We start from the raw sequence: 12,506 nt of genomic DNA, 5'->3' as shown, positions 1-12,506 counted from the left end.
GGACGCCAAAGATGAACCGAGTTCTGAAAGTCGCGCTGATCTGCGGCGTCGCTGCGACCATGGCCTCGTGCGGCACGGTCAGCCGCAACCTGCCCTTCGGCCTGGGCAAGAAGGAAGATCCGCAAGCGACCGCATCCGCCGGCGACCGTATCTCGGTGCTGGAGTTCGAACAGCAGCTGACTCCGTCGGCGGCCCTGTCCGGACGCGACTTCTTCCTGCCGGGACCTCAGGCCGCGACGGCCTGGACCCAGCCGGGCGGTTCTGCCGAAAACCTGGTGGAGCATGTCATCGCCGCTCCAAACTTCCAGATCGCCTGGAAGCGCAGCATCGGCGAGGGCTCGGCGCGGGTCGGCAACGTCATGGCGCCGATCGTGGCCGCCGACGGCAAGATCTTCGTAATGGACGGCGAATCGACCGTTTCGGCTGTCTCGGCCGATAGCGGCGAGATCCTGTGGAAGGCCAACGTCAAGGACGCCGACCGTGATCGCAATGGCGGCTTCGGCGGCGGCGTCGCCTTCGCCGGCGGCAAGCTGTTCGTCTCGTCCGGCTATCGCTCCATGACCGCGCTCGACGCCGGCACCGGCGCCGTCGTCTGGACGCAGCAGGTCGATTCTCCGATCCACGGCGCCCCGACGGTCGTCGGCGCCCACGTCTTCGTCGTCGATGTAGACAGCCAGTTGTTCGCCTTCGACGTCAATACCGGCGCCCAGGACTGGACCTATCGCGGCATCGCCGAGCCGGCCCGCGTTCTGCGAGCCTCCAGCCCCGCCGTGACGGGCAATACGGTCATCGCGCCGTTTGCCTCGGGCCAACTGGTCGCGCTCAGCGCCTTGAACGGCCAGACGCTTTGGGAACAGACGCTGTCGCGCACCAGCCGCACCAGCGCCCTGTCCGAAGTCCGGGACGTCGCCGGTCGCCCGGTCATCAGCCGCGGCATGGTTTACGGCGTCAGCCACTCGGGCGTGCTTTCGGCTCTGGACCTACGCTCGGGCCAGCCCAAGTGGCAGCTGCCCGTGACGGGCGTGAACGCGCCCCTGCCGGTCGGGGACGTCGTCTATGCGGTCTCCAAGTCCGGCGAACTGATCACCGCCAACCGCGACACGGGCCAGATCTACTGGACCCGCGAACTGAACGAAGGCCGTCAGCGCAAGGTCGGCGGCTTCTTGAACTTCGGCCGCCGGACCATCTATCCGCAATGGTCGGGTCCGCTGTTGGCCTCCAACCGCCTGGTGATGGTCAATTCCTACGGCGAGGCTGTCGCCTTTGATCCCAAGACAGGTGCGGCTCAAACCACGTTGAAGTTGGGCGCGCCCGCCTATATCGCACCCGCCGCCTACAACGGCGCCCTGTATGTGCTGACCGATAACGGTCAGCTGATTTGCATCCGCTGATTTTCAGCCCGAACTAAGCTAGAAAGCCGACATGGCTCTAAAGGTCGCCATCGTCGGCCGCCCCAATGTGGGCAAATCGACACTGTTCAACCGCCTCGTCGGCAAGCGCCTTGCGCTTGTCGATGATCGCCCCGGCGTGACCCGGGACCGGCGCTACGCCGACGGCAATATCGGCGACATGGATCTGACGCTGATTGATACGGCGGGCTACGAGGACGTCACCGACGACAGTCTGGAAGCCCGGATGCGCGAGCAGACCGAGGCCGCGCTGGACGACGCCGAACTGGTCATGTTCATGATGGACGCCCGCGAAGGCGTCACCTCGCTGGATCGGATTTTCGCCGAGCGCCTGCGTAAGGTTCACAAGCCCATCATCCTGCTGGCCAACAAGTCCGAGAGCCGCGAAAGCGGCGGCGGCGTCGGCGAGGCGCACGCCCTGGGCTTCGGCGAGCCGGTCGCCATCTCGGCCGAGCACGGCGAGGGCATGGCGGACCTGTACAAGGCCATCCGCGCGGCGTCCGAGGACATCTTCATCGAAGAGATCGACGAGCCGGACAAGCCGATCCGCATCGCTGTGATCGGCCGTCCGAACGCCGGCAAGTCCACCCTGATCAACCGCCTGATCGGCGACGACCGCCTGCTCACCGGGCCGGAAGCGGGGATCACGCGCGATTCGATCTCGGTCGACTGGGTGTTCGAGGGCAAGAATATCCGCCTGGTCGATACGGCCGGCATGCGTCGCAAGGCGCGTGTGCAGGAGAAGCTGGAGAAGCTGTCGGTCGCCGACACCATCCGCGCCATCACCTTCGCCGAAGTTGTCATCCTGATGATGGACAAGGACGACGCCTTCGACACCCAGGACCTGCAGTTGGCCGATCTGGTCGAGCGTGAAGGTCGGGCCTTGGTGTATGTGGCGTCCAAATGGGACCTGGAAGAAGAGCCCCAGGCCCGCATGGCCAAGCTTAAGGGCATGGCCGAGGACAAGCTGCCCCAGCTGAAGGGCTCGCCTTTCGTAGCCCTGTCTTCGCATTCGGGACGGGGCGTCGAACGCCTGATGCCAGCCGTGCTTCAGGCCTATGACACCTGGTCGGTCAAGGTGAAGACTAAGGACCTGAACACCTGGCTGTCCATGGCCACACAGCGGCACCCGCCCCCCGCCGTGGACGGCAAGCGGATCAAACCGAAATACATCGCTCAGACCAAGGCCCGTCCGCCCACCTTCGTGCTGATGGCCAACCGCGCCGAGTCGATGCCGGAGCATTACAAGCGCTATCTGGTTAATTCGATCCGCGAGAGCTTCGACCTGCCGGGCACGCCGATCCGTTTGAACGTTAAATCAAGCGGCGTGAACCCCTATGCCGAGGGCGGCGCCAAGTCGGGTCCGGAACGCTACAAGGGCGACGCCAAGACCGCGCCGCGCCGGATCAAGAAGGCGGAAAAGGAAGAGGCTCTGTCCAAACTGCCCGGCAAGGCGCTGGAGCAGAAGAAGACCCGCAAGGCCCAGCCCAAGGTCTTGGGCGGGCTGAAGTCCAGCGCGTCGAAGAAGGCCGGGTCGTCGGTGGCGGTCCAGAAGGGCGCCCGCGGCGGCGCCCGTCAGGTCTCGCGCTCCGGCCGCATCCGTACGGGCCAAAAGGGCGGCGCCAAGAAGTGAGCGCCAAGGTCTAGGATATGATCTCGGCCGATCCCGTCCTTCCCGATCGTCCGACTGCGCGCTGGCTGATCCTAGACGGGGAGGGACGGGTGCTGCTGTTCCGGTTCGCCTTCACCGACGGCCCCATCGCGGGATCTGAGTTCTGGGCCACGCCCGGAGGCGGTTGCGAACCCGGCGAGACCTACGAGGAGGCGGCTCGACGCGAACTGTTCGAGGAGACCGGATTGGTCGTCGCCGATCCAGGCCCCCAGGTCGCACGTGTGCGTGTCAGCTTCCGTCTCCCCGACGGCCGCATGGCGGATGTGGATCAACGGTTTTTCCTGCTCCGCACTGAAACCTTCGACCTGTCCTCTACCGGTTGGACCGAGGAGGAGCACCGCATCCTGGCTGAACACCGCTGGCGGAGTCTCGATGACATCCACGCTTCTGACGAGACGATCTGGCCGGCGGAGTTGGCGGATTTTCTTTCTAGAATCCAAGATTGACGATTAGGCCGTGGTCTTGCCATGGTCACAGCCGGAGGGGCTATGGACAATTTCGCCATTGCGGCTATCGCGCTCGCGCTCATTTTTCAGGCTGAGGAGCCGCCGCCCGGCGTATGCAAGGTTCCCGAGCCTCCTCCGGTTATTCGTCCGACTAAGCCCGAGCGCCCTGCAGTCCCGGCCTGTGTGGATGAAGCTCGATCCAGGCACAACTGCCGCGCCTCCGTGATCGCAGTTTACAATCGTCAGATGGAAACCTACGCAGCCGCATTTGATGGCTATGTCACGCAGATGAACGGCTACGTCGATGCCTTGAACCGCTACATTGCGGAGGTGAACACCTATGCATCATGCGAGCGCAGGGCCATCGGGGCAGATCGCTTCATCGCTGGTTGATCGGTGTGGTTTAAGACTTACGTCCCAGCCGCGCCAGTACGGCGTCCCGGTAGGTGCGGCTGACCACCCGTTCGGCGCCGCTCTCCATCGTCAGTCGCCATGCCCCGTCCGACAGTGGCTGCACCCCACAAACCCGCGCCAGGGCCAGGAACTAGGTATTGAAATGTAAGGCCGTCATCACCCGGGCGCAGGCCAGAAGCGTGATCATAAGGCCTGCAAACAACCGTCCCCACCACCGATGGGCGCACGATCCCTAGCGGGTCCAACTGGGCGAGACCGATCAAGACAGCGACCAGGCCAGTGAGATATGCAGAATGAGCAGACGGGCGAACAGGGTCATGCCCCGCCGTCCTGCCCGCCGCCGCCGTCGCTAACGCCGCTGGGATCGGATGTGGCTCCTGGGGACGAATGGTCAGCCGGGCATCAGGCTTTCGCGCATCCGCGCCGCGTCCCGGCTGGGCGGCAGGCCGAACTGGCGGGCGTATTCGCGGCTGAACTGGGATGGGCTGTCATAGCCGACGGCAAAACCGGTCTCCGCCGCTCCGTCGGCGCCGGTCAAGAGTCTGGCACGCGCCTCACGCAGTCGCACCTGTTTGTGGAACTGCAGCGGGCTCATGGTCGTGACCGTGCGGAAATGCCGGTGGAAAGTGGATAAGCTCATCCCCGCCAAGTCCGACAAGGCCTCGACCCGCATCGGTTCGGCGTAGTTGGCGCGGATCCAGTCGATGGCGCGGCCGACGCCCGATAAGCGGCTTTCGGCCGAACCGATCTGGCGCACGGTCGCTGCGTGCCGGCTGTGAAGTAGTCGCCAGATCAACTCTCGCTCGATCATCGGCGTCATCATGGCGATCTCGTGTGGACGGTCCAGCAGGCGTAGCAGGCGCGCCATCGGTTCCAACAGTTCGTCTTCTAGCCGCGTGACATGTATGCCGGATGGAGGGGGCTGATCCGCCGCGGCGGGGGCGTCGATTTCCAGCATCAGTCCGGCGATCGTTGCGGGGTTCAGGTCAAAGCTCAGTGCGCGGTACGGGGTCTCGATGATGCTGCCGCAAACCGGCAGTTCCGCCGACACCACCAGGCAGTCGCCGGCCCGATAGGAATAGACGGTCTCGCCGAGGATCGTCTGTTTGCCGCCGGACACCACCAGACACAGCATGGGATCATAGTTCACCGACACCATCCGAGTCGGCGCGTCGCTGCCATACAGGCGCAGGCCCGGCACGGCCGAGCGCGACAGGTCGGGCGGCGCGTGGCGCGCAACGATGTCGCTCATTTCGGGCAAGTGGCTCATGTCTGCATCCAACGCTTCTCGTCACACTCGCGCAAGTGACCGGGAGTGGTTTGACAGGATTGTGCAAGACTTCGCCCGGATCGCCCTAACGCCGGACCGGCAATCGGGCGTTTCCTCCTCGCCGTCAGACAGAGGAGACTTCCATGACAACCCCGACCCCCAAGACCTGGCTCATCACCGGCGCGGCCCGCGGATTGGGCGCCGCCATCGCTCAAGCCGCCGTGGACGCTGGCGACCGTGTTGTCGTCACCGGCCGTCGCCGTGAGGCTCTTGTCAAAACCTTCGGCGAAGATGGCGACGCCCTGTTGTCTCTGGCCTTGGACGTCACCGACGCGGCCCAGATCGCGGCCGCCGTCGAGACCGCTGTGGCTCGCTTCGGCCGGATCGACGTCCTGGTCAACAACGCCGGCTACGGCTACCTCGGCCTGTTCGAAGAGACCCGGCCTCAGGACGCCCGCGCCCAGTTCGACACCAATGTCTTTGGCCTGTTCGACATGACCCGCGCCGTCCTGCCGGTCATGCGGGCCCAGCGCTCGGGCCATGTATTCAACGTCTCGTCCGTGGGAGGGATGGTCGGCGGGGCGTCCGGCTCGATCTACTGTGCCTCCAAGTTCGCGATCGAGGGCTTCAGCGAGTCCATCGCCCAGGAAGTCAGCCCCTTCGGCGTCCATGTGACCATCGTCGAGCCGGGCTTCTTCCGCACCGACTTCCTCGACGCGAGCTCGGTGGTCTACGCCGCCAACCCCATCGCCGACTACGCCCAGGCCTCGGCCGCAATTCGCGAATTCTATGACGCTCGCAGCCATAATCAGGCGGGGGATCCGGTCAAGCTGGGCCAGGCTCTGGTGACCCTGGCCAATGCGGAAAACCCGCCCGTGCGATGGGCGGCCGGGACGGACGCCGTCGGCATGATCGAGGGCAAGATCGCGGGGCTGACGACGGAGTTAGAGGCCTGGCGCGACCTGTCGCAGTCGACCGACGGTGACTTCTCGTTCCGTGAGGAGCCGGGCGCTGGCGCCTGGGGCTGACTTTGCCTTAGACCAGCGCTTCCGCCGTCGGGCCGGCCTTCCAGTTGCGGAAGCGGATCGTCGGCGGGGGCGTGGCGTCGCCGCGCGCAAGATCGACGACCAGTTGACCGATCTCGGACGGGTGGGGCAGGGTCTGCGGGTCCTCGCCGGGGAAAGCCTGGGCGCGCATGGCCGTACGCATACGGCCGGGGTCGACGATGCTGACGCGTATGGAGGTGCTCTCCACCTCGTCCGCCCAAGCCTTCATCAGGGCCTCAGCGCCGGCCTTGGTCGCGGCGTACATGCCCCAGAAGGCGCGGGGCGTCGCCGCCACGCTGCTGGTGAAATGGATCGCCCGTCCGGCGTCGGAGGCGCGCAGCAGCGGCTCCAGCGAGCGGATCAGCCGATAGACTGCGGTGAAGTTGACCTTCTCGACCTTGGCGAACTCGCGTGGGTCAGCATGGGCCACCGGCGTCAGGCCCGACGGCCCCATGGTCGCAGCCGCCTGGACCCAGATGTCCAGTTTCTTGAAACGATCGAAGATGGCGCCGCCCAGTCGGTCGATCCCGCCGCCATCGACCAAGTCGAACGGGACCAGGGTCGCGTGCTTACCAGTTGCGGCGAAGATGGCGTCGTCCAGTTCTTCCAGCCCACCTTGCGTCCTTGCCGTGGCGACCACGTGCGCGCCGGCCTTGGCCAGCGCCAGAGCGCTCTCGTAGCCAATGCCGCGCGAGGCCCCGACGACGAGGGCGATGCGATCGTTCAGGGGAAGTTCTGACATAGAGCGCTGATAGCGCGGCCTTGACCCTCAAGCCAAGGCCCGCCACGCGGTGGAGTTAGGCGCTGACGAGCAGCGACAATTGCTTGGCCCCAAATTCCCGGCCGCCTTCCTCGATCTCGCGATCCAGCAGACGGGTGGGGTAGTCGCCGGTGAAATAGTGGTCGGTGAATTGAGGGGCGGCGTTGTTGCGGCCGGTCTCGCCCATGGCGCGGTACAGGCCGTCGATGGACAGGAAACCGAGCGAATCGACCTCCAGCAGTTCGCGCATCTCTTCCAGCGTCTTGTTCGCCGCCAGCAGCTGCGCCCGTTCCGGCATGTCGATACCGTAGAAGTCGGGGAACAGGATCTGCGGGCTGGCCGAGCGGAGGTGGACCTCCGTCGCGCCGGCGGCGCGGACGGCGCGGACCAGCTTGACCGAGGTGGTGCCGCGCACGATGGAATCGTCGATCAGCACGACCCGTTTGCCGGCCAAAGCCGACTTGTTGGGGCTGTGCTTCATCCGAACGCCCTTCTGACGGGCGCCCTGGCTGGGCTGGATGAAGGTGCGGCCCAGATAGTGGCTGCGGATGATGCCCATCTCGTAGGGGATGCCGCTCTCCTGAGCATAGCCCAAGGCCGCGGGCACGCCCGAGTCCGGCACCGGCACGACGATGTCGGCCTCGACGCCCAGTTCGCGCGCCAGGCCGCGACCCATCTCCTTGCGAACCTCATAGACCGAGCGGCCGTTCACGACCGAGTCCGGGCGCGAGAAATAGACGTATTCGAACAGGCAGGGGCGGGCGGCGCGGGCGGGGAAGGGCTTCATCGATTCCAGGCCGTTCTCGTCGATGACCACGACCTCGCCGTGTTCGACATCACGCACGAAGGTGGCGCCCATCATGTCCAAGGCGCAGGTCTCGGAGGCCAGAACCCAGGCCTCGCCGACCTGACCCAGCACCAGCGGGCGGATACCCAGGGGATCGCGCGCACCGATCATCTTGTGACGGGTCTGGGCGACCAGTGCGTAGCCGCCCTCGATCCGGGCCAAGGCGTCGATGAAGCGGTCGACGATCTTGGCCTTACGGCTGCGGGCGATCAGGTGGAGGATGACTTCTGAGTCCGAGGTGGACTGGAAGATGGCGCCTTCGCTGACCAGCTGGCTGTGCAGAAACTTGAAATTGGTCAGATTGCCGTTGTGGGCGATGGCGATGCCGCCCTGGTCCAGGTCGGCGAACATCGGCTGGATGTTGCGCAGGAAGGACCCGCCGGCGGTCGAATAACGGGTGTGGCCCACGGCCGCGCGGCCCGGCATACGGGTCATAAGGTCCGCGCCGCCGAAGGCTTCGCCCACCAGGCCCTGGTGGCGTTCGGTGTGGAACCGTTCGTCCTTGACGCTGGCGATGCCGCAGGCTTCCTGGCCGCGATGCTGCAGGGCGTGAAGGCCCAGGGCGACGATGGCCGAGCCTTCGTCCTCGTCAGCGCCCCAGACGCCGCAGACGCCGCACTCCAGACGAAGCTGGTCGTCCTCCGGCTCGCGCCAGTGCTCGCGGTGAACGACGGGATCGGCGATATGGTGGCGCATCGTGGGGCTCCGATGACCGGGGAAACTTACGGGGCGGCTTCGCGCGGCGAGTTAGTCTCGGATTGCGTCCGAGGCAAGGCTTCGTCGTTCGAAAACCCTTTGCGCACGGATGAATCCACCACAGGCGTGATCGCATCGGCGCCCCGCCCGATCCCGGGCAGGATGATCTGAATGGCCCGGGCGCCCACGGCGCTGACCTTGTAGAGGGCGGCTTCGCTGAGCCAGCGCGGCGTCCGTTCGCCCGGCATGGCGGCCACGATGACCAGATGGACGGCCCCCAACAGCACCAGGGCGCGGCCGGTTCCGACGAAGACGCCGATGAACCGATCGACGCCGCCCAACTGAGGATGGGCCTGCGCCTGTTTCGACAGATAGGAGCCGAAGATGCGGATGCCGAAATAGACGATCAGGAAGGCGACGATGGCCGCAAGGATGGTCCCGGCCCAGTCCGGATTGACCAGGGCCCGGCCCAGCATCGCCGTCCAGGGCAGGGTGACCAGGGCCACCAGCGCCGCCAGCAGGGCGCTGAGCAGGGTGATGATCTCGCGCACGCCACCACGCACCCAGCCGGCTGCTGCGGAGAACAGAATCACCACGATGGCGAAGACGTCGTAACCGGTCACTCAGGGGTCCAGCGGCTGTTGCGTCTGTCTAATAGCGGTTTTGCGAGATTCGTTCGACCACATCCGTCAAACGTGTCGCCGACGTCACCTTGACCCCCTTGGTCTTGCCGCCGTTCTGGGCAAGGGGCGGGCAGAGCACATGTTCAAAGCCCAGTTTCTGGGCCTCCCGAACCCGCGCCTCGGCCCGGCCTACGCTTCGGACCTCGCCTGACAGGCCGATCTCGCCAAACACGACGCAGCCCTGGGGCAGGGGCATGTCCAGCGCGGAGCTGATCAGGGCCGCCGCCGCCGCCAGGTCCGCCGCCGGCTCATTGATCCGCAGGCCGCCCGCGACGTTCAGATAGACGTCCTTGTCACCGAACCCCAGGCCGCACCGGGCCTCGAGCACCGCCAGCAGCATGGCCAGGCGACCGGAGTCCCAGCCCACTACCGCCCGGCGCGGCGTGCCATAGGCGGAGGGCGCCACCAGGGCCTGGATCTCGACCAGCACCGGCCGCGATCCCTCGATCCCGGCGAAGACCGCCGCGCCGGGCGCCCGGTCCTTGCTGTCGCCCAGGAACAGGGCTGACGGATTGGCGACTTCGCGCAGGCCGCTGTCGCCCATTTCGAACACCCCGATCTCGTCGGTGGCGCCGAACCGGTTCTTGCCGGCGCGCAGGATGCGGAACGGATAGCCGCGCTCGCCCTCGAAGGTCATGACGGCGTCGACCAGGTGTTCGACCACGCGTGGCCCGGCCACCTGGCCGTCCTTGGTGACGTGTCCGACCAGGACGACCGCCACCCCTTGGGTCTTGGCAAGCCGCACCATCTCGCCCGCGCAGGCCCGGACCTGGGTGATCGAGCCGGGGCCGCTCTCATGGACGTCGGACCACAGGGTCTGGATCGAATCGACGATGACGATGTCGAACTGTTCGCGCTTCAGCGTGCCCAGGATGTCGCGCAGGGCCGTCGCCGCCGCCAGATTGACCGGCGCCTGTTCCAGCCCCATCCGCTTGGCCCGCGCGCGGATTTGTTCAACCGCCTCTTCGCCGGAGATATAGGCGATGCGTGCGCCGCGCAGGGCTGCCTTGGCCGCTACTTCCAGCAGCAGGGTGGACTTGCCCACGCCCGGATCGCCGCTCAGCAGAATGGCCGAACCCGGCACCACCCCGCCGCCGCAGACCCGGTCGAACTCGGCTACGCCCGTCGTGATGCGCGGCGGTTCGGGGGTGTCGGATTGCAGCGTTTCGAACTGCAGCCCACGGCCGCGCGCCGAAGCGGCCGCCGAGGGTTTGATCGCGCCGGGAGGCGCCGACCGGCTCTCTTCGGTGAGGGTATTCCACTGCCCGCATGACGAACACTGGCCCGACCACTTGCCGTGGACCGAGCCGCAGGACTGACAGACGTAGAGGGCGGAATCGCGAGCCATGGGTTTCCTTAGCAGCGGGAGCGGCCGATGGGGCGCTGCAATAGGGTCGCTCTTTGCACCGTCGCGACGTCATTTCCGGTCGCAGCCGCAACCTTTGCCTTAGTTCCGGGTTGAGATTGTGTCGCATAAGATCGGTGGGCTCAGTCCCGCAGAACTGATGCGACGTCTATCTCCGTCTCGTCTCAGTTTGCAGGCCGCCCATGACCGATCAGTCGCCCCCGTCGCAACCCGCCGTCGATCCGGCCCTGATCGCACGTGTGAAGGGGATCATCCTTCAGCCGAAGCTTGAATGGGCGCGCATCGACGGCGAGTTCGCCACGACCCGCAGCCTTTTCACGCGCTACGCCATGATCCTGGCCGCCATCGGCCCGATCTGCAGCCTGATCGGCGGACAGCTTCTGCCCGTGTTCGGCACGCCCATGTCGATCGTCGGCGCGCTTCTCGTCGCCGCAGTCAGCTATGTGCTGTCGCTAGTCGCCGTTTATGTTCTGGGCCTTATCATCAACGCCCTCGCCCCCAATTTCGGCGGGACCGGCAACCCCGTCCAGGCGATGAAGGTGGCGGTCTATTCCTATACGGCGGCCTGGCTGGTCGGTGTGTTCGGCCTGATCCCGATGCTGGGCGTCCTGTCGATATTGGGGCTGTACAGCTTTTATCTGCTGTACCTGGGTCTGCCGGTGCTGATGAAGGTCCCCGCTGAAAAGGCCGTCGGCTATTTCATCGTCACCGTGATCCTGGGCCTTGTGATGTCCTTCATCATCAGCGCCATCGTGGGGACGATCGCCGCCAGTTTCGTTATCGCCGGCGCAGGGATGCCGGCCATTGCTGGCGGCTAGGTACCGACATAGGCGCGGGGAACGCGGGCGGTGATTGCGGTCAGAAGTTCGTAGCTAATGGTCCCTGCCGCCGCCGCCGCCGCGTCCAGAGCACGATTGGCCCCGAACAGTTCGACCCGGTCGCCGGCCGCGACATCCAACCCGGTCACATCGACGGTGCAGACATCCATCGAGATCCGGCCCAGCAGCGGCCGGGTCTGGCCCGCGACCCAGACTTCGCCAAGCGCTCCATAGGCGCGCAGAACCCCGTCGGCATAGCCCGCCGCTACAACCGCCGCCCGCATCGGGCGTTCGGCCACGAACCCCCGAGAATAGCCGATGCTGTCGCCCGCCGACACGTCGCGCACCTGCAAGACTTCGGCGGTCAGGGTGGCGACAGGTGCGATGCGGTCGTCTTGTCGCGCCTGCGGGCCGCCGCCGTACAGGCAGACGCCCGGTCGCACGGCGTCGAAGGCGTAGTCTTGCCCCAGAAAACAGCCGCCCGAATTGGCGAAGGATCGCGTCACGCCGGGATAGCGTTCGGTCACGCCGGCGAACCGGTCCCGCTGACGCCGGTTCATCGGTTGGTCCGGTTCATCGGCGCAGGCGAGGTGGCTCATCACCAATCCAACCCCGTCGAAGGCTTCTGGCGCATCCTCAGGCCGGAAGCCGAGCCGGTTCAGCCCGGTGTCAATCTGTATGCCGCAGGCCCCGCCGCCGGCCTCGGTCCAGGCCTTCATCTGCGCCGGTTGGTTAAGAACGGGCCGCAGGCCCGCCGCCTTCAGCACGCCCGCCGCCCCGTTGTGGCAACCGTCCAGGACATAGATGACGGGCGCGTCGCCAAGGGCTGTCCGCAGCGCCGCCCCTTCGTCCGTACGGGCCACGAAGAAGGTCCGCGCCCCCTCCGCCATCAGCCGTGTCGCACACGCCTCGGCGCCCAACCCATAGGCGTCGGCCTTGACCACCGGATGTACCGGAACGCCCGTCAGGGCTCCCAGCGTGTGATAGTTGCGCGCCAGGGCGTTCAGATCGACGGACAGCAGGGCGGGGGAGGGCATGGCGGCCCTTATGCCGCAAGTTCCCGACGATGGAAGAGCCGG

General features: G+C 66.2%; 12 protein-coding genes. 6 read left to right on the top strand and 6 right to left on the bottom strand.

Annotation, left to right across the window (positions count from 1 at the left end):
- Positions 1 to 11: 11 nt before the first annotated feature.
- The 4 genes from PKE72_RS13445 to PKE72_RS13430 are packed head-to-tail and all read left to right on the top strand — an operon-like array spanning position 12 to position 3,920.
- A complete protein-coding gene (locus tag PKE72_RS13445; protein WP_271165891.1) occupies positions 12 to 1,391 on the top strand; it encodes a PQQ-binding-like beta-propeller repeat protein in 1,380 nt (459 codons plus the stop codon).
- Positions 1,392 to 1,422: 31 nt separating this feature from the next.
- Positions 1,423 to 3,042 (top strand): ribosome biogenesis GTPase Der, encoded by a 1,620-nt coding sequence (gene der / locus PKE72_RS13440; protein ID WP_271165890.1) that lies wholly within the window; start codon positions 1,423 to 1,425, stop codon positions 3,040 to 3,042.
- Positions 3,043 to 3,059: 17 nt separating this feature from the next.
- Complete coding sequence (locus PKE72_RS13435; RefSeq protein WP_271165889.1) at positions 3,060 to 3,527, top strand: NUDIX hydrolase; 468 nt, start codon at positions 3,060 to 3,062, stop codon at positions 3,525 to 3,527.
- A 42-nt stretch (positions 3,528 to 3,569) separates the two neighbouring features.
- Positions 3,570 to 3,920 carry a hypothetical protein gene (locus tag PKE72_RS13430; protein ID WP_271165888.1) on the top strand — a complete coding sequence of 117 codons (351 nt, stop codon included), beginning with the start codon at positions 3,570 to 3,572 and terminating at the stop codon, positions 3,918 to 3,920.
- Between the two features lie 412 nt (positions 3,921 to 4,332).
- Here PKE72_RS13430 and PKE72_RS13425 read toward each other — a convergent pair whose 3' ends face one another.
- Positions 4,333 to 5,211: an AraC family transcriptional regulator gene (locus tag PKE72_RS13425; protein WP_271165887.1), complete on the bottom strand. Its 879-nt coding sequence runs from the start codon at positions 5,209 to 5,211 to the stop codon at positions 4,333 to 4,335.
- A gap of 143 nt (positions 5,212 to 5,354) precedes the next feature.
- Between PKE72_RS13425 and PKE72_RS13420 the strand changes: the two genes are divergently transcribed.
- The gene (locus PKE72_RS13420) at positions 5,355 to 6,239 is read left to right on the top strand and encodes an oxidoreductase (protein WP_271165886.1); all 885 of its coding nucleotides are present in this window, start codon (positions 5,355 to 5,357) and stop codon (positions 6,237 to 6,239) included.
- Positions 6,240 to 6,246: 7 nt separating this feature from the next.
- On the opposite strand, the gene PKE72_RS13415 is transcribed toward PKE72_RS13420, so the two are convergent.
- From PKE72_RS13415 to radA, 4 genes are read right to left on the bottom strand one after another with little or no spacing between them, the layout of a single operon-like run.
- Positions 6,247 to 6,999: an SDR family NAD(P)-dependent oxidoreductase gene (locus PKE72_RS13415; protein ID WP_271165885.1), complete on the bottom strand. Its 753-nt coding sequence runs from the start codon at positions 6,997 to 6,999 to the stop codon at positions 6,247 to 6,249.
- Positions 7,000 to 7,054: 55 nt separating this feature from the next.
- A complete protein-coding gene (gene purF / locus PKE72_RS13410; RefSeq protein WP_271165884.1) occupies positions 7,055 to 8,560 on the bottom strand; it encodes an amidophosphoribosyltransferase in 1,506 nt (501 codons plus the stop codon).
- Between the two features lie 26 nt (positions 8,561 to 8,586).
- Complete coding sequence (locus PKE72_RS13405) at positions 8,587 to 9,183, bottom strand: CvpA family protein (protein ID WP_271165883.1); 597 nt, start codon at positions 9,181 to 9,183, stop codon at positions 8,587 to 8,589.
- A gap of 28 nt (positions 9,184 to 9,211) precedes the next feature.
- Positions 9,212 to 10,591, bottom strand: a complete 1,380-nt coding sequence (radA, locus tag PKE72_RS13400) for a DNA repair protein RadA (protein WP_271165882.1) — start codon at positions 10,589 to 10,591, stop codon at positions 9,212 to 9,214.
- Positions 10,592 to 10,791: 200 nt separating this feature from the next.
- Between radA and PKE72_RS13395 the strand changes: the two genes are divergently transcribed.
- The gene (locus PKE72_RS13395) at positions 10,792 to 11,427 is read left to right on the top strand and encodes a Yip1 family protein (RefSeq protein WP_271165881.1); all 636 of its coding nucleotides are present in this window, start codon (positions 10,792 to 10,794) and stop codon (positions 11,425 to 11,427) included.
- On the opposite strand, the gene alr is transcribed toward PKE72_RS13395, so the two are convergent.
- Entirely contained in the window at positions 11,424 to 12,464 is a 1,041-nt protein-coding gene (gene alr / locus PKE72_RS13390; protein ID WP_271165880.1) for an alanine racemase, read from the bottom strand. The genes PKE72_RS13395 and alr overlap by 4 nt on opposite strands.
- Between the last annotated feature and the right edge of the window lie 42 nt (positions 12,465 to 12,506).

The sequence above is a fragment of the Brevundimonas intermedia genome, from assembly GCF_027922165.1.
GTDB lineage: Bacteria > Pseudomonadota > Alphaproteobacteria > Caulobacterales > Caulobacteraceae > Brevundimonas > Brevundimonas intermedia.
This window is presented reverse-complemented; position numbering and strand designations above follow the sequence as displayed.

Excerpts from the sequence above, each read along its gene's own strand:
- radA (WP_271165882.1), bottom strand. The coding sequence starts at position 10,591 with ATGGCTCGCGATTCCGCCCTCTACGTCTGTCAGTCCTGCGGCTCGGTC.
- der (WP_271165890.1), top strand. The coding sequence starts at position 1,423 with ATGGCTCTAAAGGTCGCCATCGTCGGCCGCCCCAATGTGGGCAAATCG.
- alr (WP_271165880.1), bottom strand. The coding sequence starts at position 12,464 with ATGCCCTCCCCCGCCCTGCTGTCCGTCGATCTGAACGCCCTGGCGCGC.
- PKE72_RS13445 (WP_271165891.1), top strand. The coding sequence starts at position 12 with ATGAACCGAGTTCTGAAAGTCGCGCTGATCTGCGGCGTCGCTGCGACC.
- PKE72_RS13425 (WP_271165887.1), bottom strand. The coding sequence starts at position 5,211 with ATGAGCCACTTGCCCGAAATGAGCGACATCGTTGCGCGCCACGCGCCG.
- PKE72_RS13395 (WP_271165881.1), top strand. The coding sequence starts at position 10,792 with ATGACCGATCAGTCGCCCCCGTCGCAACCCGCCGTCGATCCGGCCCTG.
- purF (WP_271165884.1), bottom strand. The coding sequence starts at position 8,560 with ATGCGCCACCATATCGCCGATCCCGTCGTTCACCGCGAGCACTGGCGC.
- PKE72_RS13415 (WP_271165885.1), bottom strand. The coding sequence starts at position 6,999 with ATGTCAGAACTTCCCCTGAACGATCGCATCGCCCTCGTCGTCGGGGCC.
- PKE72_RS13435 (WP_271165889.1), top strand. The coding sequence starts at position 3,060 with ATGATCTCGGCCGATCCCGTCCTTCCCGATCGTCCGACTGCGCGCTGG.
- PKE72_RS13420 (WP_271165886.1), top strand. The coding sequence starts at position 5,355 with ATGACAACCCCGACCCCCAAGACCTGGCTCATCACCGGCGCGGCCCGC.
- PKE72_RS13430 (WP_271165888.1), top strand. The coding sequence starts at position 3,570 with ATGGACAATTTCGCCATTGCGGCTATCGCGCTCGCGCTCATTTTTCAG.